17 protein-coding genes and 1 pseudogene are annotated in these 25,164 nt (G+C 61.9%); 5 read left to right on the top strand and 13 right to left on the bottom strand.

Going from position 1 to position 25,164, the window contains the following annotated elements; all coding sequences use genetic code 11:
- Window positions 1-51 precede the first annotated feature (51 nt).
- The 5 genes from MRBLSP13_RS21490 to MRBLSP13_RS21470 form a co-directional block, all read right to left on the bottom strand.
- Window positions 52-1,503, bottom strand: coding sequence for an NAD-dependent succinate-semialdehyde dehydrogenase (locus tag MRBLSP13_RS21490; RefSeq protein WP_363739577.1), 1,452 nt, complete (start codon window positions 1,501-1,503; stop codon window positions 52-54).
- A 32-nt stretch (window positions 1,504-1,535) separates the two neighbouring features.
- On the bottom strand, window positions 1,536-2,999 hold the full coding sequence (locus MRBLSP13_RS21485) for a carotenoid oxygenase family protein (protein WP_363739579.1): 1,464 nt from the start codon (window positions 2,997-2,999) through the stop codon (window positions 1,536-1,538).
- A gap of 170 nt (window positions 3,000-3,169) precedes the next feature.
- Window positions 3,170-3,841: an aminotransferase class III-fold pyridoxal phosphate-dependent enzyme gene (locus tag MRBLSP13_RS21480; RefSeq protein WP_363739581.1), complete on the bottom strand. Its 672-nt coding sequence runs from the start codon at window positions 3,839-3,841 to the stop codon at window positions 3,170-3,172.
- An 83-nt stretch (window positions 3,842-3,924) separates the two neighbouring features.
- Entirely contained in the window at window positions 3,925-5,352 is a 1,428-nt protein-coding gene (locus MRBLSP13_RS21475) for an NAD-dependent succinate-semialdehyde dehydrogenase (protein WP_363739582.1), read from the bottom strand.
- A gap of 43 nt (window positions 5,353-5,395) precedes the next feature.
- Window positions 5,396-6,757 carry an MFS transporter gene (locus MRBLSP13_RS21470; protein ID WP_363739584.1) on the bottom strand — a complete coding sequence of 454 codons (1,362 nt, stop codon included), beginning with the start codon at window positions 6,755-6,757 and terminating at the stop codon, window positions 5,396-5,398.
- Window positions 6,758-7,740: 983 nt separating this feature from the next.
- On the opposite strand from MRBLSP13_RS21470, the gene MRBLSP13_RS21465 reads away from it, so the two are divergent.
- Both MRBLSP13_RS21465 and MRBLSP13_RS21460 read left to right on the top strand, forming a co-directional pair.
- A complete protein-coding gene (locus tag MRBLSP13_RS21465; protein WP_363739586.1) occupies window positions 7,741-8,634 on the top strand; it encodes a 3-keto-5-aminohexanoate cleavage protein in 894 nt (297 codons plus the stop codon).
- A 197-nt stretch (window positions 8,635-8,831) separates the two neighbouring features.
- Window positions 8,832-10,257 (top strand): annotated as a pseudogene (locus tag MRBLSP13_RS21460) (aldehyde dehydrogenase).
- Between the two features lie 153 nt (window positions 10,258-10,410).
- On the opposite strand, the gene MRBLSP13_RS21455 reads toward MRBLSP13_RS21460, so the two are convergent.
- The 3 genes from MRBLSP13_RS21455 to MRBLSP13_RS21445 all read right to left on the bottom strand — a co-directional run bounded on the left by MRBLSP13_RS21455 (window position 10,411) and on the right by MRBLSP13_RS21445 (window position 14,017).
- Complete coding sequence (locus tag MRBLSP13_RS21455) at window positions 10,411-10,968, bottom strand: MarR family winged helix-turn-helix transcriptional regulator (protein WP_363756551.1); 558 nt, start codon at window positions 10,966-10,968, stop codon at window positions 10,411-10,413.
- Window positions 10,969-11,282: 314 nt separating this feature from the next.
- Entirely contained in the window at window positions 11,283-12,677 is a 1,395-nt protein-coding gene (locus tag MRBLSP13_RS21450; RefSeq protein WP_363739588.1) for an amino acid permease, read from the bottom strand.
- Complete coding sequence (locus MRBLSP13_RS21445) at window positions 12,674-14,017, bottom strand: aspartate aminotransferase family protein (protein ID WP_363739590.1); 1,344 nt, start codon at window positions 14,015-14,017, stop codon at window positions 12,674-12,676. The genes MRBLSP13_RS21450 and MRBLSP13_RS21445 overlap by 4 nt, the downstream gene beginning before the upstream one ends.
- A gap of 321 nt (window positions 14,018-14,338) precedes the next feature.
- Here MRBLSP13_RS21445 and MRBLSP13_RS21440 point away from each other — a divergent pair, with 321 nt between their 5' ends.
- Window positions 14,339-15,226, top strand: coding sequence for a LysR family transcriptional regulator (locus tag MRBLSP13_RS21440; RefSeq protein WP_363739592.1), 888 nt, complete (start codon window positions 14,339-14,341; stop codon window positions 15,224-15,226).
- A gap of 353 nt (window positions 15,227-15,579) precedes the next feature.
- Here MRBLSP13_RS21440 and MRBLSP13_RS21435 read toward each other — a convergent pair whose 3' ends face one another.
- The 4 genes from MRBLSP13_RS21435 to MRBLSP13_RS21420 all read right to left on the bottom strand — a co-directional run bounded on the left by MRBLSP13_RS21435 (window position 15,580) and on the right by MRBLSP13_RS21420 (window position 21,075).
- Window positions 15,580-15,768 (bottom strand): helix-turn-helix transcriptional regulator, encoded by a 189-nt coding sequence (locus MRBLSP13_RS21435; protein ID WP_363756549.1) that lies wholly within the window; start codon window positions 15,766-15,768, stop codon window positions 15,580-15,582.
- A 266-nt stretch (window positions 15,769-16,034) separates the two neighbouring features.
- The gene (locus tag MRBLSP13_RS21430) at window positions 16,035-16,217 is read right to left on the bottom strand and encodes a hypothetical protein (protein ID WP_363739594.1); all 183 of its coding nucleotides are present in this window, start codon (window positions 16,215-16,217) and stop codon (window positions 16,035-16,037) included.
- Between the two features lie 342 nt (window positions 16,218-16,559).
- Entirely contained in the window at window positions 16,560-18,743 is a 2,184-nt protein-coding gene (locus MRBLSP13_RS21425) for a TonB-dependent siderophore receptor (protein ID WP_363756547.1), read from the bottom strand.
- Window positions 18,744-18,963: 220 nt separating this feature from the next.
- Entirely contained in the window at window positions 18,964-21,075 is a 2,112-nt protein-coding gene (locus tag MRBLSP13_RS21420) for a TonB-dependent siderophore receptor (RefSeq protein ID WP_414714737.1), read from the bottom strand.
- 168 nt (window positions 21,076-21,243) lie between these two features.
- Between MRBLSP13_RS21420 and MRBLSP13_RS21415 the strand changes: the two genes are divergently transcribed.
- Window positions 21,244-21,516 carry a hypothetical protein gene (locus tag MRBLSP13_RS21415; RefSeq protein ID WP_363756545.1) on the top strand — a complete coding sequence of 91 codons (273 nt, stop codon included), beginning with the start codon at window positions 21,244-21,246 and terminating at the stop codon, window positions 21,514-21,516.
- Window positions 21,513-23,096, top strand: a complete 1,584-nt coding sequence (locus MRBLSP13_RS21410) for a PepSY-associated TM helix domain-containing protein (protein ID WP_363756543.1) — start codon at window positions 21,513-21,515, stop codon at window positions 23,094-23,096. The genes MRBLSP13_RS21415 and MRBLSP13_RS21410 overlap by 4 nt, the downstream gene beginning before the upstream one ends.
- A gap of 1,362 nt (window positions 23,097-24,458) precedes the next feature.
- Here the strand turns inward: MRBLSP13_RS21410 and MRBLSP13_RS21405 are convergent.
- Window positions 24,459-25,160 (bottom strand): replication protein A, encoded by a 702-nt coding sequence (locus tag MRBLSP13_RS21405; RefSeq protein ID WP_363739602.1) that lies wholly within the window; start codon window positions 25,158-25,160, stop codon window positions 24,459-24,461.
- Window positions 25,161-25,164: the final 4 nt, after the last annotated feature.

Below are 25,164 nucleotides of genomic sequence, written 5' to 3'. Positions count from 1 at the left end.
TCTCAGGGCCGGATCTGCGACCGAGCGACGCATCCGCAGGTCGTTCCAGGCTCAAGCGATACCGATGCAAAGATATTTGATCTCCAAATAATCGTCGATGCCGTGACGGGATCCCTCCCGTCCGAGGCCAGAGGCCTTCACGCCGCCGAACGGCGCCACTTCGGTGGATATGAGGCCCGTGTTGATGCCGACTATGCCGCTCTCCAGCGCCTCCGCCACGCGCCACGCACGGCCCATGTCGCGCGCATAGAAGTAGGCGGCAAGGCCGAACTCGGTCGCATTGGCTTTGGCGATGGCGTCGGACTCGTCCTCGAACCGGATAATAGGTGCGACGGGGCCGAAAGTCTCCTCGTTCAGGACGAGCATGCCGGCCTTGACGCCCTCGATTATGGTCGGCTGGAAATAGCGACCGCCCAAGGGATGAGCCTTGCCGCCGGTGACGATGCGAGCGCCCTTGGCGACGGCGTCATCGACATGCTGCTGGGCCTTGGCGACAGCAGCCTCGTCGATCAGCGGGCCAATCGTGGTCGCCTGATCCAGTCCATTTCCAACGACCAGTCCGTTCACCGCCTTCGCAAGCGCCTCTACGAAACGGTCATGGATGCCCGCTTGCACATAGAGGCGGTTGGCGCATACGCATGTCTGTCCGGCGTTGCGGTACTTCGACGCGATCGCTCCCGCGACGGCGGCGTCCAGATCGGCATCGTCGAACACGATGAACGGCGCGTTCCCGCCGAGTTCCAGCGACAATTTCTTGATCGTCGGCGCGCTCTGTTCGTAGAGCTTGGCGCCGATCTCGGTAGATCCCGTGAACGTCAGCTTCCGAACCACCGGGCTCGCGGTCAGCGCTCCGCCAATCGCGGCCGCACCGCCGGTGACCACGTTGATCACGCCGGCGGGCACGCCTGCCTCCTCGGCCAAAACGGCGAGCGCGAGGGCGGTGAAGGGCGTCTGGCTCGCCGGCTTCAGCACCGTCGTGCAACCCGCCGCCAGTGCCGGCGCCAACTTGCGGGTGATCATCGCGGCCGGGAAGTTCCACGGCGTGATCGCCGCGACGACGCCGATCGGCTGCTTTAGCACGACGATGCGCTTGTCAGGCATATGTCCAGGCACGACTTCGCCATAGATCCGCTTCGCCTCCTCGGCGAACCACTCGATGAAGCTGGCGGCATAGGCAATCTCGCCCTTCGCCTCCGCGAGCGGTTTGCCCTGTTCGCGCGTGAGGATGCGCGCGAGCACGTCCTGGTGCGCCATGATGAGGTCGAACCATGCACGCAGAACCTGCGCCCGATCCTTGGCGGTGCGCGCTGCCCACGCCGGCATGGCCCGGTCGGCCGCGGCGATCGCCGCCTCGGTCTCCGCCGCGCCGAGCTTCGGCACACGGCCGACGATCTCGCCCGTCGCGGGGTCGTCGACGGCGATCCCGTCGCCTCCGGCCTCAATCCAAGTCCCGTCGATCAGGCAGGCCTCGCGGAGCAGATCATTTTCGCTGAAGCTTTTCATCACGTCCTCGGTTCAACGGTTGTTCGGTACGATCAGGCTGCGCCTGGGGTCTGACCCGGCACCCAGTTGCCGTGCAGACCCTGACGCAGGCGGAACGGCAGGGCGATCGAAGCGACCGGACCTTGCGACAGGTTGAGCGCATCGAGCAGCAGCAGGCGCGATCCGTTCTCCGCCATCCGGTTCTCGATGCAGATGAGATAACCGTCCCCCTCCTCGGTCGATCCCGGACGCGGGACGAAGGCGGGCTCCTGGAGGGACGAGGTCGGGCCGACCCAGAATGTGTCCGTCTCGCCCGTCTCCAGGTCGATCCGGCCAAGCGTGTTCATCATGAAGCCGGCCGCGCTCCGACCGCCCGGCAGATCGATCGGCTTCGACAAATCCTGCGCGAGTTGCCAGCCGTAGCGGTTCTTCAATCCCGCGAAGCGATCGTCGATGCGGGGGAACTCCCCCGTCAGCTCCGCCAGGGGAGTCATCTGGATGTCTTCGCTGTTGGAACGCAGATCAACGGTCCAGCGGGTCATCCGCGCCGCCGCGGCGACCGGGTCGAACGGCTCGCCGTCGGTGTCCGGAAAGAACGGGAACATATTGCCGCTCGCCATCGGCACGTCGAAATGCACCGTGGTGCCTTCATTGTGCGCGTTCATGACGTGGCTGGCGAAGCAGGTTGGCGCCGAGAACCAGCGGATGTCCTCGGCGCCACCGTTCCGTGGCAGGACGCCGAGGTGAACGGGGCGGCCGCGATCGAAGCCGAAATGCGGCAGGCCCGCCTCAAGCCGTTCCCAGGAGCCAACGATCGGCACGACGTGGAAAACAACATAATCCTCGGTGATGCCGAAGTCGTGCATCATGCAGTAATAGGGTATCTCGAACCAAACTTCGCGCGTGATCTCCCCTTCCGGGCTGATCACGTAGAATACCATGTCGCGTGTGCACAGCCCCTTCGCGGCGTAACCGAAGGCAAGCATCTCGCCGGTGCGCGCATCGATCTTCGGATGCGCGGTGAAGGTCTCCGACGTCATCCGGCCCCCGAAGGTGTATTTGGGGTCGATCGTGTCCAGCGTCTCCGGGTCCATCCACACCGGCGGACTGTCCTCCTTGAGCGCGAGCAGCTTGCCGGCATGGACGACCACATTGGTATTCGCCGTCCCGCGCACCTGGCCCTTCACACTCCCGTCGTCGGTCAGTGGATTGCGATAGGCGCCGAAAAGCGCGTGCCCGGCTTCGCGTTCCAGTCGGAACTTGTCGGTGCGCGCCCAGCGTTGCTGCAGGGAGACCTCGCCATCCTTGAAGCGGAACCGCGTGACCATGCCGTCGCCGTTGAACCAGATGTCGTTTCCGGCGAGTGGCGGGTACTGCGGATCGGGCGCGACGCGGTAGAAGCTGCCGTCGAGGTCCGCCGGAATGACACCCGCGACCACCGGGAGGTTGCGCACTTCGGCCTCGACGCCGGAAGGGGCGAAGAAGCCGGTGAAATTGGGCGTGTCCGGGAATTTCATACCGTGCCTCGTCGAGATGATGATGATATATTCGGCGGCACCGCAGGGCCGCCAAATGTGGCGACGCGATTCAGCGCGACATCATTGTTTAGTCAACGACATTACACTTCGAGGATCGCGGGTCAAGCGCTCTCGGATCGGCAGGCGACTTGCCGATCCGCCGCGCCAGGTCAGAGCCCGAAACCAGCCACCGCTCTCAGCGCGCGCTCGATGATATCGAGCCCTTCCCCAATTATCGCGTCCGAAGCGGTGAGCGGCACCAGGATCCGGATCGTCTCCCCCTTCGCTCCGCAAGACAGGACGATCAAGCTCTCCTCAAGCGCCGCCGCGCAGACCGCCTTGGCAGCGGTGCCGTCGGGCACGCCGTCTGTTCCCAGCACGTCGAAGCCGATCATCGCGCCAAGGCCACGGAGGTTCGCGACCGGCAGCCCGGCGTCGCGATATCCCTCGATGCGCTTCCGCAGTGCCGCTCCGATGATCTCCGCACGGGCGTTGAGCCCTTCCTCCTCGATTACGTCAAGCACGGCGAGCGCCGCCGCGCAGCTCACCGGCGACCCGCCATAGGTCCCGCCGAGTCCGCCCGGATCCAGCGCGTCCATGATCTCGGCGCGACCGATCACCCCCGCCAGCGGGAAACCGCCGGCGAGCGACTTGGCCACGCAGACGAGGTCGGGTTCGACGTGGCTGTGCTCGATGCCGAACATCCTGCCCGTACGGGCGAAACCCGACTGGACCTCGTCGGAGATGAGGAGGATACCGTGCTCGTCGCAGATCCGGCGCAGGGCCTGGAGCAGTTCGGTTGGAGCGACATGGAAGCCGCCCTCGCCCTGCGCGGCGTGCAAAGTGCCTACTGAAGAATCCTGCGTTTTTCTGAACGTCGAACGATTCTCAATTGGCCAATCATTGATTTAGCCCGTGCGCCGGACTACTCCTCGTGGATGGCCTTCGTGACGAGGCAGGCGTCAACGCCTTCCAGGCCGTCCTCATGGCCGTGGCCCGACCATTTGACGCCGCCAAACGGGGCATCCGCCCCGCCGATCTTGCTGGTGTTGATGCCCAGCATGCCGGTCTCAATCTCACGCGACAGCCGGCGCTGCCGATTGGCGTCGTCGGTCCACAGATAGGCGGCCAGCCCATAGGGTAGCCGATTGGCCTCCGCGACCATCTCGTCCTCCGACCCGTAGGCGTTGCAGATGGCTACAGGTCCGAAGGGCTCCGTGTTCATGATGTCGGCGTCCAGCGGAACATCCGTGATGACGGTCGGTTGGAAGAAGAAGCCCCGATTTCCGATCCGCTCCCCGCCGGCCCGAACCTGGGCGCCACGCGCCTTGGCGTCACCGATCAACTGGTCCATGGCGTCCAGCCGGCGCGCGTTCGCCATCGGACCCATCTGGCTGTCGGAATCGGCGCCGTTGCCGACCTTCAGTGCGGCGGCGCGACCGGCGAAGCCGTCGACGAACTCGTCGTAAATGGCGTCCTCGATAATGAAGCGCGTCGGTGCGACGCACACCTGGCCGGCGTTGCGGAACTTGTGGGCGACCACCGTGTCCAGCACCTTCTCCACCTTCGCGTCCTTGAACACGAGCACCGCGCCGTGGCCGCCGAGTTCCATGGTGGTCCGCTTGAAATCATCAGCCGCAAGCTTGAGGAGATGCTTTCCAACCTGAGTTGATCCGGTGAAGGAGAGCTTGCGCACAATAGGCGATGCCAGAAGATGGCGTGACACCTCGTCCGGGATGCCGAATACTGCCTGCGCAACGTCCTTTGGCAGTCCGGCTTCGAGCAGCGACTCCAGCACGAGGATTGCCGACGCCGGCGCCTCCTCCGCCGACTTGAGGATCACCGAGCAGCCCGCAGCAATAGGCGCGCCCAGCTTGCGCCCCGGATTGTTGATGGGAAAATTCCATGGGCTAAACGCGACTACGGGGCCAATGGGCTCCTTCGTCACGATCGAACGTGAGCCCGCTGGCCGCACGAGCGAACGCCCGTAAAGCCGGTGACACTCGCCCGCGTAAAACCGGAACAGGTTCACGTTCATCGCTACTTCGGTTCTGGCTTCGGCCAGAGTCTTGCCCTGCTCGGCCGTCGCGACCCGCGCGATGTCTTCGGCCCGCGCGGCCATGATCGAAGCGGCGCCCAGCAGAACCGCGGCGCGCTGCTCCGGCGTCGACTTCCGCCATGTCGCGAAGCCACGCGCCGCAGCGTCAAGTGCCCGGTCCAGGTCGGCGGCGTCCGCCAGGGGCAGTTCGCCCAGTCGCTCCAGCGTCGCGGGATTGATGACAGTGTGCGTGCGACGATGGCCGACGGGAATCCGCTCGCCGTCGATGATCATGCAAAGTTCAGGATAGGCCATTATCGTCCCTTGTTGCTGAAATGATGGACCGCCGCTCGCTCGCTCAATGCAGACCTGCTGGCCGTGCGACGTCAGCTACAGCCTGCGGCGTGCCGCGCATGAACAGGAACAGCATCGCGACGATGAGCGGGGGTATGGAAATCGTGGTCATGGTCATCGGGAGCGACCAGTTGTAGGTGAGCGCGGCGCCGCCCAGCAGGGGCGCGACAATGCCGCCGATCCGTCCGACCCCTCCGGCCCAGCCGATCCCGGTGCTCTTCATCTCGGGCGGATATATCTGGGCCATGAGCATGTTCAGTCCGGACTGTCCCCCGGCGGAGAAGAAGCTCCAGACAACCAGCACGAGCACGAAAAACGGGCTGTCGAATGGCACCTGTCCGATGGCGAAAATCGACACCGCCAGAGCACCGTAGAATAGCGGTATGAGGCGGCCCGCACCGAACCAGTCCATGAGGCGGCCGACGCTCAGCGTGCCCATGACGCCTCCGAAGAAGCCGATAGCAGCCACAACTGCGAAACGCTGCAGCGACACCCCCGCCATCTCGCGGAAAAAGGACGGCAGCCAAGCGTAGAGCAGGGCGATGTTGCCCATGCTGAAGAAGCAGCAGATCCAGATGATCGTGGTCGCACGTGCCCGGCCGCCCCGGAAGATTTCGAAGACGCCGGACCTCTCGCGGGGCAGCCGTTCCGGCAGCACGAACCGCTCGTCACCGCTCAGATCCAGTCTGGGATCGATGCGCCGCACCAACCGTTTCAGATCACTTCCCGCGCCTGTTCGACGAGGCTGGGCGACGGCGGAGTCAACCAGGAAAACAGCCATCAGCGGAGTGAGCAGGAGCGGAAGCGCTCCGCCCACCCAGAAGGCAGCCTGCCAACCGTAGACCGGAATCAGGAACGCCGCTCCGGCGCCGGCCGCGTTGCCAGCCGAGTAGCCCACCATCGCGACCCCAATCACTGTGCTCCGCAGCCGTCGAGGCGCGAACTCGGAAATGAGGGCAGCCCCCATCGGCACGGTACCGGCGAGAGAAATGCCGGCCAGGCCCCTGAGCACGGCGATCTGCATAATGTTGTGCGCCAGGGACGTCGCAAGCGTGATGAGGCCAAAGACGAGCAGCGACCAGACGAGAGCACGCTTCCTTCCGAAGCGATCAGCCAGCGGGCTGACAACGAAAGAGCCGACCGTGAGTCCGATTTGCTGCAGGAGGAAGACGATCGTCATGGCAGCGGGTTTCACACCTACACCCTCTGCGACGGCCGGAGCTATCTTCCCGAGCATGAAGATGTCGTATCCATCGACGAACATCGCCGCGACGACGAGGATAAGGACGGAAATCTGTGTCCGGCCGAAGGGCTGGTTGTCCAGCACCGCGGCGAGATTCACCTCCCGGCGCCCACTACCTTCCATGCCCTGCCCCCTTTCAAGCGGTCAATCAGCACGCCGCCACGAGCAGCGCCCGACAGTCGACAACGGCATCGCGCAGCAAGTGAGATCGGCCTTGCCTCTCCTTGCCAAATAGTTGATAGATCAATGATACGAGCAGTGCAACGACTTTTGCACTCGCCTAGTTTATAGCTGCCCTTCCAACTGTGGCCCAGAGCATATAGAGGACAGGTTCCCGCAACGCTCGCCAGTCCATCGGAGCGCCGGTTCGGAACGCTCCAGCACAGAAATCCATGATGAGTCATGAAGTATCTTGAGTTCCTGGCGTCCTGATCATATACCGCATCCTTCTGCCCTGAGGCTCCGGCGGCATCGACATTGCGGTTCCACTTCAGGTCGCATTTAGCGGGAAGGGCGCCTCTTGGAGGCGAATAGCCAAGGATGTGCCCACAGCATCCTGGCTGGAGAACTTAGGAGCGATACTATGGTGCAGCAGAGTGGTCATGGACGGCTGTTGGGCGGTGCGACAATGATCATCGCAGCTGCGGCATCCGTGGCGCTCCTGGCGGGGGCGGGCTTCGCGTGGGCGCAGCAGCCGATAGCAGCGGCGGCGCCTCAGGTCTCAGGCTCGATGGCCCCACAGCTCGTCGCCGGCGCCGCATCCTACAGCCAAAACTGTGCAAGCTGCCACGGCGAACAGTTGGTCGGCCCCGGTGCCCCTTAGCACATCGGCGCTCATCTTCGGGTGCAGGGACAGCCCGTTCCCGGCACCGCACCGCCTTGAACAGGCATGAACCCCCAGCCTCTTCACCGCGATGTTCGATCTGCTTGCACGAGTCCTTTCTGAACGCTATCGTTGATTCATCAATGTGTTTGAAGACTGGGCGCACGGACCGGGCCGTTGCAGGAAGCGGTCGCCAGCCGGCGGGCAGCTTCCCGAAAGCTGTGGGCACGTCGCAAAGGCCCAGCCAGTGTCATGCTTGATCGTTGAATCGGAAGGATATCGAATGGCCAGCTCGAAGTTGATTGTCACCGTGGCACCGACGGGTGGCATGGCTTCCAAAGCACAGAACCCCAATCTGCCAACGCAGCCGGCCGAGATCGCCGATTCGGTCTACAAGTCTTACAAGGAAGGCGCGACGATCGCGGCGCTCCACGCGCGGCGGCCGGACGATGGGGCCACCTGCAATGCAGACATCTACCGCGACATCAACGAACGGATTCGCGCCAAATGCGACATCATCATCAATAACTCGACGGGTGGCGGCTCCAGCGGCGACATGCTCGTCGCCCGCGAGGACGGCCTGTTCGAATCGAACTTCGAGGAACGGCTGAAAGGCTGCGAGGCGGGCGCCGAGATGGCGACCTTCGACGGAATGACGTTCGTGGACGTCCACGGCGGCAGGGAAATTCTCGTCGTCACGCCGCCATCGCGGTGCGAAACCCTCGTCAAGCGGATGGTGGAGCGTGGCATCAAGCCCGAATGGGAGGTGTTCGGTCCGAGCCACATTCTGCAGGATGTCACCCGCCTGATCCAGAAGGGGTATGACAAACCCCCTTATTACATCAACATGGTCCTGGGAGCGGACCACGGCTTCCAGGGCGCGATGCCCTATAGTCACGACATTCTTACGGTGATGGTGAGCATGCTGCCGCCGCAATCGATCTTCTGCGTGTCGGCGATCGGACCAGCGCAGCTTCCCGCAACCACTCAGGCGATGCTCCTGGGCGGACACGTCCGGGTCGGTCTGGAGGACAATAATTACTACAGCCGCGGTCGCCTAGCCCGCAACGAGGAGCTGGTAGCCCGCACGGTGAGGATCGCCAACGAACTCCAACGGGAGATAGCCTCCCCCGAAGAGGCGCGGGAGATACTCGGGTTAGCGAAGATATCGCAGTAAGCTGGGGGGGGTCGCTCCCCTTCCGAGCTGAGCGCATTTCAGTGAGGCTGGCGGCGACCCACGCGTCTCATGTGGACAATGGAAGAGGCGCGACGACGCGCAGGGATTGTCGAACATGATGACGACGGTCCGCCAGATGGCCGAACCAAGGGTGCGAGACCTGATCGCGTCAAGTCACACGCTTTAGAGGATAGATCATGGAGACCCAACCGTCAGCACCGCGCGACGCGGTGTTCGAACGCCGCAACCCCCTCACCGGCGAGGTGGCGACGACCGTCAAGGCCGCGAGTGTCGAGGACGCCCAAGCCGCCGTAGCAGCAGCGGCAGCGGCATTCCCCGCATGGTCGGCCCTGGGACCGAACGCCCGACGCGCAGCGCTGATGAAGGCGGCGATCGCGCTGGAGGCGCGGACCGACCAGTTCATCGACGCGATGATGGGCGAGATCGGCGCGACCGAAGGCTGGGCGCGCTTCAACCTGATGCTTTCCGCCAGCATGATCCGGGAGGCCGCCGCGCTCACCACGCAGGTCGCGGGCGAGGTGATCCCTTCCGACAGGCCGGGCTGCATCGCAATGGCGCTGCGCGAGCCGGTGGGCGTGCTGCTCGGCATCGCGCCGTGGAACGCGCCGATCATCCTTGGCGTGCGCGCCGTCGCGACGCCGCTGGCATGTGGCAACACGGTGGTGTTGAAGGCCAGCGAGCAGTGCCCGCGCACGCACGCGCTGATCGGCGAGGCGTTCAACGAGGCGTTGCCCGAGGGAGCGATTTCCATTGTCACCAACGCCCCTGCCGACGCCGCGGAAATCGTAGGCGCGCTGATCGATCATCCGGAGGTGAAGCGCATCAACTTCACCGGCTCGACCCCACGTTGGCAAAATCATCGCCAGGCGCGCGGCCGAGCATCTGAAGCCCGCATTGCTGGAGTTGGGCGGCAAGGCGCCGCTGATCGTTCTGGACGATGCCGACCTTGACGAGGCGGTGAAGGCTGCCGCGTTCGGCGCGTTCATGAACCAGGGCCAGATCTGCATGTCGACCGAGCGCATCATCGTCCTGGACGCCGTGGCCGACGAGTTCAACCGCCGATTCAAGGAAAAGGTGGAGAGCATGCCGGTCGGAGACCCGCGCGGGGGGAAGACCCCGCTTGGCGCCGTGGTGGACCAGAAGACGGTCGATTGGGTACGCGAGCTCGTCAACGACGCGATTGCGAACGGCGCAGAGCAGCTCGTCGGCGGCGAGGCGAACGGGGTGCTGATGCCGGCGCACGTCATCGACAGAGTGACGCCCGAAATGAGGCTGTTCCGAGAGGAGAGCTTCGGACCCGTGGTGGGAGTGATCCGCGCACGCGACGAGGCACATGCAGTCGAGCTCGCAAACGATACCGAATATGGGCTGTCGGCGGCGGTGTTCACGCGGGACACGGCGCGCGGACTTCGCGTCGCCAAGCTGATCAAGTCGGGCATCTGCCACATCAATGGACCTACCGTGCACGACGAGGCGCAGATGCCGTTCGGCGGGGTCAAGGCCTCGGGCTACGGCCACTTCGGCGGTCGCGCCGGCATCGACGCCTTCACCGAATTGCGGTGGATCACGATCGAAACCCAGCCCGGCCACTACCCGATCTGAAATGCCGCTCGCACATGTGCGCGAACGGCGAGCATGACCGATGCTGGGAAAACGATCGATCGTGGAACGAGGTGGCGGAAAGTTACGCCGGTAGGTTCGGCAACGAGGGCCGGCGCTTCTCCCTCGCTGCACCTCCCGGCTTTTAGCCGAAGATCATTTCATCGATTCCAACCGGAGCGCGATCTTGCCGAGAATGCGGTCCAGGGTAACTCGCTCGTTGTCAGTCAGATCACTCATCAACGCCTCGTGGAACGCGGTACGCTCACCGACCAGCGCCTCATACTTGCGGCGACCCGCCTTGGTCAGCGACAGGATCGGCATGCGGCGATCCTCAGGATTGTCGCGGCGCTCGACGAGGCTTCGTCCCTCGAGCTGACTGGCGGCCCGGCTTACTTCCGCGCGGTCGGCCCACGACATATCCGCGAGCTGTCGTATCGTCGCCCCGCCGGTAGTCGTCGCCAATCGGCTCAACACGCGCCATTCGGCATAGGTCAGATCGTTGGCCGCCGAGAGCTTGCGGACCGTGATGCGGTTCATCGCCTTGCCGACAAGCGAGAGACGATAAGTTGGGTAATCCATTCCCGGCAGCACCCAGCCTGACAGCTTGATCGGATCGGATACCCCGGATTCCGGCGACGGGTTCGTTCCGCGTACCTTAGCGGTATTGATTTTGGTCACGCTTCCACTTCCATGTTCGGCCTTGATCGACAAGGGCCTGTCGAGAGCATCCTAGTGGCAGACGTTTGACTTGTCATCAAAATCACGGCGTCGATATCATTGTCCTGCCTCGCGGCGGGGTAGGAAGGTTTCCCTGAGCGGATGTACACCGTTGATCTTCCCGCAGGATTCGGATGCGAATTCGACCCTGGAGAATGAGAAATACGGGCCAGACGGTGCGCACGACGATTGGCGACAAGGCGGCGCCGGTCACCATCATACGATGCCGGTCGAAGGGAGGGTTCACATCGCTGCCGCGCCGTGGGAACCCAGTCGCTGGAGAGGCGGCGAAGTTTCGAGGTTTGAAATTATGTGAGAAGATTGGATCGCCGTGCCGCCCACCCGATCAGTACGATAGCGACCGCTGCGGAGCTGGCCTGGAACTGGCTTTGGAGGTCCGGATCGATCGCCATCGTGATCAGAACAGCGGCGATCGCGCCAATCGTCGCGATGCTGCCCCACGGATGGAGCCACATGCTTAAGACGGGGCGCCGGGCTTCCCGTTCCATCTTCATGCGCAGGCGCAATTGCGCAGAGGCGATCAGCAGATACAGGACCAGCATGATCGCCCCGGACGCGTTGACCAGAAATGCGAAAGCCGTGTCGGGGGAGACGATGGCAACCGCCAGCGCGGCAAGGCTGAAGATCGTGCCGAATATGATTGCGCGACGCGGCACGCCAGGACCACTGACCACCCGAAGCGCCGCCGGTGCATCGCCGCGCAGAGCGAGGGAATGGAGGACCCGAGAGGTTACATACAGACCGGAATTGAGGCACGACAGTACGGCGATGAGCACGACCGCCTGCATGATCATGGCGCCCCCGGGAATCCCCATCCTGGCTATGGCGGCGGCAAAGGGCGATTGGCCGGGCAGGATCTCGTTCCAGGGAACCACAGCGACGATCAACGCGATCGAAACCACGTAAAACAGCAGGATTCGGATCGCGACCGTGAAGGTCATCCGGGCGATAACGCGTGGGCCTGCGTCCGATTCTGCCGCCGCAATGGTTGCGATCTCCGCCCCGACCAAGGCGAAGATCACGCTGGTGACCCCGGCGAGCGGAGCGAAAGGCCCTTTGGGGGAAAAGCCGCCATGCGCCGTCCAGTTGCCAAGGCCGGCATTGGTCCCGAACACACCAGTCACATAGGCAAGTCCGACAAGGATGAAGACGAGGATCGCCGCGATCTTCAGCCCCGACAGCCAGAATTCGAACTCGCCATAGGATCGTGCGGAAAGAAGATTGGTGCCCGCCAGCGCAATGGTGAGCAACGCCGCGATTTGCCAGATCGAGAGGCCAGGCCACCATTGCGCCAGGATCGTCGCGCCCGCGATCGCCTCGATCGCCACCACAACCACCCAGAAATACCAGTAGAGCCAACCGCTCATGAAACCAGCCCAGTCGCCCAGGCCAAGCCGCGCGAACTCGGGGAAGGATTGAACGCCCGGTTCCGCAGTGGCCATCTCGGCCAACATGCGCATGACCAGCATGACGATGCCGCCCGCGACTATATAGCTCACAATCGCGGCCGGGCCGATGCCAGCGATGGCGGTGCTGCTGCCCACGAAAAGGCCCGCCCCGATGATGCCGCCAATAGCGATCATCTCGACATGGCGGGGTCGCAGACTTCGGGAAAGGCGGCCGTTCTCGCCGTCGAGTGCTAAAGCTTCGGGCGTCGCTTCGGCTTTAGCGATTGTCGTCATTCGACCTCTTCCAAGATGTGCGCGATCGTTTCAACGATGTGGTCGATCTGTCCTTCGCTGATGATCAAGGGGGGTGAAAGCGCGATGATATCGGCGGTCACGCGGATGAGGACGCCTCTGTCGAAGGCGGCGTGGAATGCCTCCATCGCGCGCGCGCCCACTGCGTCCTTTCGCGGTGAAAGTTCGATGCCGGCCATAAGCCCAAGATTGCGAACGTCGATGACATGCCGCGCCTCTTGAAGGCGATGGATTGCCGCTTCCCAATAGGGAGCGAGTCTGGCCGCGCGTTCAAACAGGCGAGATTCGGCATAGGTTTCCAGAGAGGCGAGGCCGGCCGCGGCTGCAAGCGGATGGCCCGAATAGGTATAGCCGTGAAAGAATTCTATCCCGTCGGGCGCATTGTCGACAATGGTGTCATGGACGTCCCGGCTCGCGGCCACCGCCCCCATGGGCACGGCGCCGTTCGTCAAACCCTTCGCCATGGTAAGGATGTCGGGTGTCACACCGAAATATTCAGCGGCCGTCGCGGTGCCGAGACGACCAAAGGCCGTGATAACCTCGTCGAAAATCAGCAGGATACCATGACGGCGTGTGATCTCTCGCAGTCGTTCAAGATAGCCGCGAGGGGGGATCAATACACCCGTGGAGCCCGCGACGGGCTCCACGATGACCGCTGCGATCGTTTCCGCTCCATGCAGGGCGACGACGTCCTCCAGTTCGCTCGCGAGATCGACGTTCGATTCCGGGAGCCCCCTGGAGAAGCGCGGCACCACGCCATGGGTATGGCTGAGATGGTCGACTCCGGCGACCTGTGTGACGAAGGCACGGCGATTGCCGCCGATGCCACCGACCGACATACCGCCGAAATTGGTGCCATGATAGCCGCGTTGACGGCCGATCAGCCGTACACGCGATCCGTCGCCACGCGATCGGTGATAGGCGATCGCCATCTTGAGCGCGGTATCCGCGGATTCGCTTCCGGAACCGGTAAAGAAGATGCGGTCGAGTCCGGCGGGCATCAGCGCGGCAAGGCGGGTGGCGAGCGCGAAGGGAAGCGGATGGCCCAGCTGGAAAGTCGGTGCGAAATCCAGCTTCGCCGCTTGATCCTGGATGGCGCGGGTAACGCTGGGCGCATTATGGCCCGCGTTGACGCACCATAAGCCAGCGGTGCCGTCGAGCACGGTCCGTCCCTCCGACGTTTGATAGAACATGCCGTCCGCCGAAGAGAGCATTCGCGGACGTGCCTTGTAGGCCCGGTTGGCGGTGAAAGGCATCCAGAAGGCCGACATGTCCTCAGCGGAGGGTTCGACGACGGAGGGTTGTTGAGGGGAGTGTTGCATCGATTCTCGTGATTTGCGCCATGGCTGATGGCTGGCCGATGCTTCAATTTCTATTGAGCCCTGATAGGCGGGGGAGATGCATATTCGATGACAGGCGGTGTTCTTTGGGCACCAGGATACACTGGGGCATTCCTTGGCTCGAGAGCGGGCTCGACCGGAGTCAAAGCGGAAAATCGATTCGGACAGCGGAGCGGTCAACCAAGCCCAGCGAGATCTGTTCGCCAAACATCGCTAATTTGTCCACGCCGCCTAGCATAGAGCCGCCCTTACACTTAAGTGGAGCGACCAGAGTATATTGGGCTCTAAAAGGGTGCGAATCGAATGGACGGTTGGGAAGGGATAGAGGAATTCGTGGCCGTGGCCCGGACTGGCTCCTTCATCGCCGGAGCCGCTTCGCTCGGCGTGTCGCGCACGCATATGAGCCGCGCCCTCGCCCGGCTGGAGGATCGGCTGGGGGCCCAGCTGCTGCACCGCACCACCCGTAGGGTGCTCTTGTCTCCTACCGGGCAAACTTTCCTCGACCACTGCATTCGGCTGGTACAGGAAAGAGACGAGGCCGTTGCGCTCATCCGTGATCAGGGCGAGCCGCGCGGCGATCTGAGGATCACCTGCTGCGTTGCGCTGGGCGAGCGTTTCATCGCTCCGGTTGCGCGACAATTTGCCAAGCAGCACCGCCAGCTGACCGTTTATCTGGATGTGACGGACCGCACGATCGACCTGGTGGCCGAGGGTTATGACCTTGGCGTTCGCACGGGCAATCTTCCATCCTCCGACCTGATTGCTGCAAAGATTGCTTCGCGACGGTCCCGTACTTGTGCCGCCCCGGCCTATCTGGAACGCATGGGGACACCTGAGAAGATCGCTGACCTGAACGAGCACGATTGCCTGACAGGCATCACATTGCAGTGGCACTTTTCCGAAAAGGGCGATGAAATACTATACCGCCCGCGTCCCGTCTGGAGCTGCAACAATGGCTACGCCGTCCTGGAAGCAGCCCGGGACGGCATGGGCATCTGCCAATTGCCCAATTTCTATCTCAATGACGCAGTTCAATCGGGCCAGTTGGTGCCCATTCTCGAAGAGTTCGCTCCTCCCGAGGAGCCGATCTGGTCGGTCTATCCTGACAAACGTCACCTTTCTCCGAAGGTGCAACGTTTTGTCGCCGCCTTGAAAGGCACATTACCCAAAGCCATGGCACGTCCAGACTGACTATCTGATTTCCTGATCTGAAGGTTCGGCAATCGTCCCTTCAACATGGCCGGCAGAATTGTTCCTGGTAGATTGGCCGCCGCGCAATGCTCTCGATCGATTTTGGATCTGATCGATCCCTTTAGTATCGAGTTTCTTGGCTGTCAGATGATGACATCGGACTGGCAATCGCCCGACCAGCGATATGTTGCGGAGCATTTGCAGGCACAGGTCACCCCGAAGGGGAAAGTCTTGCAACAGGAGGAAAAGTGGCGGAGAGGGGAGGGATTCATCAAAATCTACGCAATATCTTGAAATTTCGTAATATTTATTACGCCTTTGGCAATCAATGCCCCCTAAGGATGCCCCCAATCTCAACGGTCATTGGTACCTCCTGCAAGGCAGTTGGCAATCCACGTTTCGACGTCGGATTCAAGCCATCCAACGGCCCGCTGGCTCAACTGATGCGGCCGTGGGAACTCTGAGTTCTGGATCTTGCGGTATATGGTCGCTCGGCTCAGCCCCGTCCTCGCCTTGACCGCAGGCAGCCGGAGGATCGCCATGGGGGCACCCCATCGAAAACGTACATCTCGCGTGTGGGCTGTTGTTCATCTGCTTGTATGATATGGGGGTTCTTAGCCATATGTTCCTCCAGGATCGATCGTGGTGAGGGTCGGGACGATGTTGGAGCATCCCCCGGCCCGCTTCGTTTATGGTATCTGCTAACGCATCCAGATCGGCCTGATGATGCGCGACAGATTGATCATGATGTAGCTCCGCATATGCTCCGGCCGAATGGATGCCAGCCTCAGATCTTCAGGAACCGCGATCAGTTCGTTACCCGCATGGGTAAAGAGCCATCGCGTGTCGGGAAATCGGACTCGTAAAAGAAATACATTTGTTGCCCCGGTTCGAGCCGGTAGCGCTGTGTGGAGAGTTCGAAGTTCACAAATTGCGGCTGACTGCTGCTGTTTTTAATGGTGTGTTTCAGTCGCGCCACTTGCATCTCCATCACACTGTCGCGTCCTATGTAATGTCAGCTTTCAGGGTCGTCTTGCCCAAAACCGGACCTTCTGCAAACCACCCATCGTTGACCATCGGCGGCGCTGGTACGCGAGCGGCCCGCACAATTGGCGACCCTCCCGGTTTGAGACGGGCAAGCTGCCGAGCAGCACGCGCCAACAGAGCAGTCGCTCCCAGGGCCAAATTCATCCGTCGTAACCAGCCATACATTCATGCACTCGAGCCGACCGTCCAAATGACCGGTATGGAGAATGCGCTGGGTAGCCCTGCGGTCGGAATGGGTGGATTCGAGACTGACCGACGGATGATGAGCTCAACGAGGACATCGATCTTAAAATCCGTAGCTTAACGTCATGCGAAAGTTGCGAGGCTCACCGTAGATATATCCACCAAACCAAGAATTGGTGTTGTAGTAGGTCTTGTCGAAAATGTTGTTGACGTTGGCCTGGAGCGAAACCCGATCGCTCAAATCATAAGCTGCCATCAGGTTCACGAGCCAATAGGCTTTCTGCCCCACCCGCTCGGTTTCGCCGGTCGCGGGATTTGCCGCCGTTTGGGGCGGGCGGCTTTCCCAGCGAGCCGAGCCGCCAACGCTGAAGCCGTCGAGCGCGCCGCTGAATTCATATTTCGTTGCCATACGGAATACCTTTCGCGGCTGATGCGCTTGGACATCAATGCCGTCAGCATCCTTCGCCTTGAAATGGCTCCACCCCATGCTCAGGTCCCATCCGGGCAGCAATTCGCCTTGGGTTTCGAGTTCATAGCCTTTTGAGACCGTGCCATCGGCAGGGCGAAAAGCGATATCTGTTGTGCCGGGCACGACGTAGGGAAGCCCTGTATCAGGGTCGATCTCAGTATCAGGAACCCCGAAATTATTTTGCTCGATGCGGAAGATAGCGGCCGACGCGCGCAGCTTACCGCCCATCAGGTCCGCCTTCAGGCCCGCTTCGTAATTATTGCCTTCCAGCGGATCCAGATAGCGCCCGTTGCGATCCCGCGCGGTCTGTGGATTGAAGATGCTGGTATAGCTTGCATAAGCGGATAGGCTATCGTTGAAATCGAATATCAGGCCCGCATAAGGCGTGAACACCTTCTTTTTCTTAATTTTGTACGCTTCGGGCGTATAGAGCGCCAGTTCCTCGTCCCGGATCCAGTTGCTCAGGCGTCCGCCGACGATCAGTTTGAGACTGTCCAGCAATTGGAATCGCGTCACGCCGTAAATCGCACTCTGCTTCGTCGTGCCGAAGTCGCTCATGCGATAGCGCTCACCCCAAACGGGTTCGGGATAGCTGCCGTCCCAGTCGTTGAAGTTGCCCACTGGCGCGACCGACGCGGGATCAGGATCGCGATTGGTCCAACCATTCTTCAGGTGATTATACATCGCGCCAACGACAAGTTCATGCTGGCGACCGAAGAGGCTGTAACTTCCCTTGAGCTGGAGATTGAGGTTCCATTGTTTAGGCTTGGCCAAATACCAATAGGGCCAGACATCCATGCCGAGGCCTGTGGCCTGATCCGGGTTCCCCCATAGCCAGATCAGCTTGGAATCCTCGTTCTGCGTGAAATAGGAGACGTCCCCCTTCAACTGCCAGCTTTCCCCCAGGTCCTGTTCGATCGTCAGAAAGGCGGACTTTTCGACCGTGTCCCATTCGTTCCACTTGGCGCCCGTCGTCCTTGATCGCGACCAGTTCGCGACCGAGCCGTCGGCATACCAATAAGGCAGCTGCGCCCACATCACGCCTTTGCGCTCATCCCGCTGATAGCTCGCGCCCGCACGAAGCCGCGTCCCCGGCCCCAGGTCGGCCCCGATCACGCCATAAAGCGTAAAGCCCTTGCTGCTCTCCAGATCGACAAAGGCATCCTGACGATAGACTTCGGCGGCAAAACGCGCTCGTATCGACCCGTCGCTTGTCAATGGCGTGCTGATGTCAGCGGTGGCAGAGAAATGATCCCAGGATCCGGCTTCGAGGGTCATCGTGCCGGTCAATTCGCGGGCGTTGGCCTGTCGGCGCACCATGTTGATTGATGCCGAAGGCTCACCCGCGCCCTGTAGCAGACCGACCGAGCCGCGAACGACTTCGACTCGATCGTAGATGACCGTGCTGCTTTCCTCCAGGCCGATATTGCCGGTAGCAAAGGGCAGGCCGTCGAGCTGGAAATTGGTGATGTCGAAGCCGCGAGCGGACAGGAGGTTGCGGCCACGATCCACCCGCTTCACGGACAAGCCGGTGGTATATTCAAGCACATCGGCGATTGTAGACGCAGCCTGATCGTCGATCTGCTCCCGGGTGATGATGGTGAGCGACTGCGGTGTCTCGCGCGGCGTCAGGTCAAGCCCGGTGGCAGCGTTGTTCCGGTCAATGCCGCTGCCATAGACGACGATGGTGTCGTCCTTCGCTTCGCTTCCCGCCTCCTGCTTCGAAGCGTCTTCGCCGTCCTGCGCGAAGGCGGGGGCGGAGAGGAAAGTCGCTGCCAAGAGTGCGAACCTGAAGGCCGGAAGGAAAGAACGAACCATTGATGATCCCCCAAATGTGCCTCGATCAAGACCGAGCCAGTCCCGTATCTCAAATTGCTAATGATATGCAATAGTAATTGTTATCATTCGCAATTGCTGGGGTTACGTTTCACATGACGCGCATGCGTCCCTTCAGCACCGGATCGGCGGGAAGGCTGAGGGGGAGTTCGGCTGGGTCACACTTTCTGGCCGGGCTGTGCGCCCGGCCACATCCAGTCGATCAGAAGCGATAGCTAACGGTGCCCATCACATTGCGGGGTGCGCCCATGAAGCAGTCGCCGCGCGCAAGGCAGGATGCGTAGAATTTATTGTTCAGCAGGTTCGTCGCATTGAGTGCGAAGCGCCAGCTCTGCCAGTTGATCTCCGCCAGGGCGTCGACGGTGGTGCGGGACGGGGTGACCACCGTATAGAGGGTCCCGGCCGGGATGGCGGGATTGAGGCCATAGGGGTCAAGGGCGCCGGTCGACTTGCTCTTGCCGCTATAGACGACGCCGGCGCCAAGACGCAGCTGCGCGCCGTCCGTCATGCCGAAGCTCTTGGTCGACCAGATCGACGCGATGTGGCGCGGCATATATTCAAGGCTGCTGTTCACCTCCGACTTCAGCTGGTTATAGCCGTAATTGACCAGCAATTCGAAGTCGCCGGGCAGGCGATGGCTCGCCTCGACCTCGATGCCCTTGGTGGTCAGTTCGCCGGACTGGGTCGTGACATTGTTCGGCAGGTAAAGGACGCGGTTCTTTTCCTTGATGTGGAAAGCCGTCACCGTGACAAGCGTCGCAGGGGTCGGCTGCCACTTCACGCCTGCTTCATATTGCGTGCCCGTCTGGGGCTGGAAGGGATCGCCGACGACGCCGCCCGGACCCGTCAGGCTTCCCGCGACCGGCAGAAAGCTTTCCGTATAGCTGAAGAAGGGCGAGAAGCCCGCGCCGATTTCCCCGATGATACCGGCGCGGAAGGTCGTGGCATTGTCCTTCTGCCCGGCGGAGTTGGTGACATGGTCGCGGCGCGCGCCCAGAACGACCGAGACGCGCTCAAAGAAGCGGATCTGGTCCTGGACATACACGCCCAGCTGCTTCTGCGAGACATTGGCGTAGGGCCCGGTCGGCTCGTAGGTCAGCAGCGCGTCATAGTCGATGTTGTAAAGATCGACGGTTTCGAAGCCGAAGATACCGCGCTTGCCGACCTTGTTCCAGCTATAGTCCAGGCCGATGAGCAGCTTGTGCTCGATATCGGTGCCGGTGTTGAAGTTGAACTGGAGGTTGTTGTCGGTCGAGAAGACGTTCATCCGCGCGTCGCTGGCATCGGCATAGAGACCGATGGTGCGGCCGTCGGTGCCGTACACCAAGAAGGGATCGCTTGGGTAAGTGTAGCTATCCGCATAGTGAGTCTTATACTCAAGGTCGCTGTCGATATAGCGGGCCTTGAGGCTGAGACGGATATTGTCCGAGAATCTGTGGGTGATGGAACCGCCGCCCTGGAGTAAACGGCCGGCGTAGCGATCCCAGCCGGGCTTACCGACGAAGGTGTAGGGATCGAGCCGCTCGGAGGGATTCGCGGGATTCGGACGGAAATTGCCGACGATCGGCAGGAACTGCGCGGTCGAGCCGGTGTCGTCCTCCTGATAGAGGCCGGTCAGGACGACATCCGTGTCAGGCGTCGGCTGCCAGCGGATCGAGGGCGCGAACAGCACGCGGTCGTCCGGAACATGGTCGACATAGGTGTCGGCGTCGCGCACCCGGCCAACGGCGCGGATCGCCAGATTGTCGGCCAGCGCGATATTGACATCGCCCATCGCCTCCTTGCGGTCGTAGCTGCCATATACCAGGCTCAATTGGCCGCCCGTCTTGAACTCAGGGGTCTTGGAAACAAGGTTGACGAGGCCGCCGATCGAGCCTTGGCCGAACAGCACCGACGCGGGGCCGCGCACGATCTCCACGCGGGAGAAGTTGTAGGGGTCCGCCGTGATGCTGGCATAATAGCTGAAGATGTCGCGCATGCCGTCGCGGAACTGGAGCGCATCGATACCGCGCACGCTGAAGCCGTCGACGCGCGTATCGCGCCCATAGGGGCTGGCGAGCACACCGGCGGCATATTTGACCGTGTCGCTGATGCTGATCGCACCCTGTGAGATATATTGCTCCGAAGTGATCACGGTGATCGGCTGCGGCATTTCGACCAGCGGCGTTTCGGTCTTAGTACCGGCATTGGCAGTGACGATGATCTGATCACTGACCTCGCCTGCCTTCTCCGCTGGCGCAGCGGCCTCATCATTTGCCAAAGCCGGCTGGATCGACAGAAGACCGGCAACACCGGCGACGGCAAATTTTTTCATCATTTCATCCCTTTCCCCTGGTCGGGCGCCCATAGCGATATTGAGATAGACTCTCAATAGCATTCTTCTTGCCTGCTTCGAGGGTCATTGCTAACGGTCTTTCCGGCCCAGTTGGATCGGGCGCCGGAGAATTCAGTGTCGCAAAGCTGGCGAAAATGGACGCGCATCTTGTTGGCCGGGCCGGGGGCGGTGCTGGTGGCGCTCGTCGTCATGGCCGGAATGCCGCTGTGGCTTCCGGGCGGGGCGGCCGGTGTCGACAATCTGGTGCTACCGCTGGTTTTTGTGCCGCTAATCTGGGCTGCGCTCTTCTTCCATGCCTGCCTTGATCGCAGGCTTTCGCGCGTAGCGGCTGTCGCTGCCGCTCTTTTCCTTTTGCACGCGGGACTGGTCGCGCACAAATTTCTGAACCAGCGTCCAGTCGCCAGGGAGCATCGCTCATGATCCACCTGAAAAAGGATGAGACGAAGCTGATGGTCGCCGTCCATGGCTGGTCGGGCATCGTGCTGGGGCTGCTGCTCTACGCGGTGATCTTCACCGGCATGGCGGCGGTGTTCGCGGAGGAGATCGGCATCTGGTCGGCTGGCCATGTCGAAACCAAGTCGGCCTTCGAGCGGCCGATGGACGGCAGCATCCGCCGCCTGGCCGCGCAAACGCCCGCCAAATATCATGAAGGTGTCGATCTTTTCGAGATCGGCGACCATAATCTCGGCGCCTTTTTCCACCGACACGAAACCGATCCTGACGGTACCTTGGTCAGCCGCGGCATCTATTACCAGCTCGATAAGAAGGGCGATATTACCAAGGCGCTGCACGGAACCGGCGAGGAGGTGTTCGGGCCACGCAACGACGATGCACTGAGCAGCTTTCTGGTCGATACCCATGTCCGCCTGCATGTTCCCAACCCTTGGGGCTTGCTGCTGACAGGTATAGTCGGATTGGTGATGCTGGTGGCCGCGATTTCCGGGCTGCTGATCCATCGCCATCTCTTCAAGGACATCTTCACTCTGCGCCGATCCGCCAGCCCGGTGTTGGTGGATCGCGACCGACACAGCGTGGCCGGGACGTGGAGCCTGCCCTTCGCCTTCATCCTGGCCTTTACGGGTAGCTTCTTCTCCTTTTTCGGCACGATCGGCGTTCCCATTGTCGCCATGGCGGCCTTTGGCGGTGATGTTCAAGCGCTTAACGACGCCGTCTTCGGCAATCCGGGCCGGCCAGACCCCCGGCCCGCAGTCATCGGCAATATGGACCGGGTCGCTACCGATGCCATTCGCCGGACGGGCGAGGTTCCGACCTTCATCACCATCGAGAATTTCGGCCGCGCCGACGCGAAGGTCACGAGCTTCCATCCCCCCAAGGCAGGTGACATCGAGCCTGTGACCCTGCTGTATGACGGGGCACAAGCGCAGTTCCTCCACACCAAGCCGTCGATCGGCACGCAGCCGTCGGCAGGCGGCACGCTGGCCGCGATCATGGCGCCCATGCATTTCGGCAATTTCGCAGGCATGCTGTCCAAAGCTGTGTGGTTCGCGCTGGGGTTCGCCATGTGCTATGTCACATTTACGGGGCTGCGGCTGTGGCTCGCGCGGCGACGGGAGGATATGCGATCGCTGGAATGGCTTGATCGCACCGTCATGGTCGTGGGTTTCGGCCTCCCCTTCGCTCTGGTGGTCTCGGCCGCCGCCTTCCTCATCGCAATGCCGCTGGGATCGGCGACCTATTGGACCCCTGCCGCCTTCCTGATCGCGTCCGGCGTGGCCATATTGGGCGGCGCGATTGCACAGTCGGTGGCTGTGCTGGGACAAATTCTGCAACTCGGCACCGGATTGGTCATGGCTGGCTTGGTCCCACTCCGCTGGATTTCCGGAGGGCCCGGCTGGGACCGCGCAATCGAGGCAGGTCAGCCGATCATCGCCGCACTCGACTTGGCTTTCCTTCTCGCCGGAATTTGGATGGTCTGGCGGGTGGCGGCTTTGCCTGCAAGGCGATTGCCGCTCCCAGCCCGTCCGGTGCCAGCCGAATGACTATGCTGTTGGTCTTGGTTGCGACCGCCATATCCGTGCTGATCCTTCTCACCTTGTGCCTTAGTGACCCCAAACGCAAACGCGCGGCCGGGATGCGGGAAACGGGTCAGACAGGACGGCTGCGGCAAGTGCTGACTGCCGCAGCCTGTCTTCCTGGCCTTCTATGCGCTCTGATAGGCGATGCGGCGGCTTTCCTCATCTGGCTCGGTGGCTGCGGTGTGATTGGCTGGTCGCTAGCAATTTGGTTCAGCCGCGGCGCGCAAGAGAGAAATTGATACCGACCGCGGTTGATATGCCTCCCCGAGGATGAAGTGTCACGGCACGGTTAAAGTTGATCATCCTTCGCTTTCGCTTCGATCTCTATCACGATTAATGTCTTGTTTCGGGAGTCGGCGAAGCCGATTTCCACGACAAAATTTGGCGCCGTGCTGAACGACCGCTGATCGGCTTGACCTGACAGGATTTCGGTCGGGCAGGTTTCTGGCAGCGAAAGTAAAGTGGCTGCCCTCCCACGCGTGGCCCGGCGGTGACGGCTGTCGCTTCTCCGCGCTCCGAAGGAGACGTTCCGTATCGTCCAACAAAGCCGACATGAGCTGTGGGGCTGAGAGCGATTATGATACGTCCGGCGGACGCGACGGTCTTCCACTTCCGGATCGCGTCGAGCCCAACAATCTCTGGGCGTGCATGAAGCTGTGCTGATCTGCTTGAAGACAGGCCCTCCGTCATCGACGAAAGCCCGACCTCGCAGAGCGGATATACACAAAACGCTTGAAGTTCGCGTCGCGTGGCAACCTGCATACTTCGCCACAGGTACTCTCGAAAGCGGCGCCAAAGTTACGCTTCAACCGTCCACCACAACATAAAATATTGGCGCGGCTGAGCCTCTAAAAGGGGGCGAGCCCTTAGAGATGGCGGCCATTCGCGATCGGCGGGGACTGGGTCGTTCGTCCTTACCTGGCTCCACCCGCCGCAATCGATCATCGGACCGATGCCTGCGGACCTGTCACCCCTCAAAACACGCTTTTCCCCCCGCCTCGCCCGCGCGCTTTTCATGTCGGTTTTGATGCACCGATCGAAGAGGCTTTGAGGCCGCGCAGGCTGGGCGCTTCAGGGCAGTTTCCAGCTCCCATGCACTGATGCATTTTGATGCATCTGGACGGGGTTGCTGCGCGCCTTGGGTGCATCGTGCTCTCGGCAGGGGAAATGGCCGCCTTTGGGCACGGCAAAGCCGCTTGCGCCCGCTGGGGAGCAAGCGCACCGCCATGGGCGGTGCGTCTCACCTCTCGACCAGAAGAGAGCTATGCGGGGAATGTCGCTTATGAGACCGTATCCACTACGCTGCGCACGGCGAAACCGTTCCTTCTATATATCCATGCCGGGATTCTGGCTGCTCGGTGAACTCGCGTTACTTTCCAGCAAAAGCCCGATGCGACCAAGAGTTGCGGCAAGTGTTTCGTCGTCGATCATGGCATGCATGCGCCGGGCCGGCAGCGATGCCAGCATGGCCTCCATCTCCCGCGCGGCGGTCTCGCAGTGATGGACAGCATCCGCCGGGACAGGCCCCTTGCCGACAATCCGGTCCACGACCCGCCGCGCTGCTGCCGGGAGGCAGAAGCGATAGGCATTGGTGATCTGGCGCACCTGCGGTCCAAAGCCCTCATTGCCGGTCGGCTCGGTTCGGCGGATCCATTCCAGGAAGCCATGCTCCCTCAATCGGGCCATCGCCTGGACGATCGCGGCCCGGGATCGGCGCAGCTGCCGCATCAGATAATCGATCGAGGGCTCGAGCCTGCCGGTCTTGTAATCGACGATGCGGTAAAGCTCGCGCAGCAGTTCCAGCGCGATATGACCAAGCGGCCCATTGCGCTTTCCTGCCTGCTTGCGCTGGCGATCATAGGCCTCCGCCGCCCTAATATGCGCCCATTTGTCCTTGGGGTTCACCGGCCGCCAGAAACGGCCCTCGCGCTCCCCGGCATGATAGCTGTTGCAGCGAACGGGCTGAAAGGTCCGCCGCGCCTTATGCTCGATGCCCGTGGCGATCTCGAAAAGGGAGCGCGCGCTCATGCGG

Origin of the sequence: Sphingobium sp. LSP13-1-1.1 (assembly GCF_040676415.1) — a bacterium.
Classification (GTDB): domain Bacteria; phylum Pseudomonadota; class Alphaproteobacteria; order Sphingomonadales; family Sphingomonadaceae; genus Sphingobium.
This window is presented reverse-complemented; position numbering and strand designations above follow the sequence as displayed.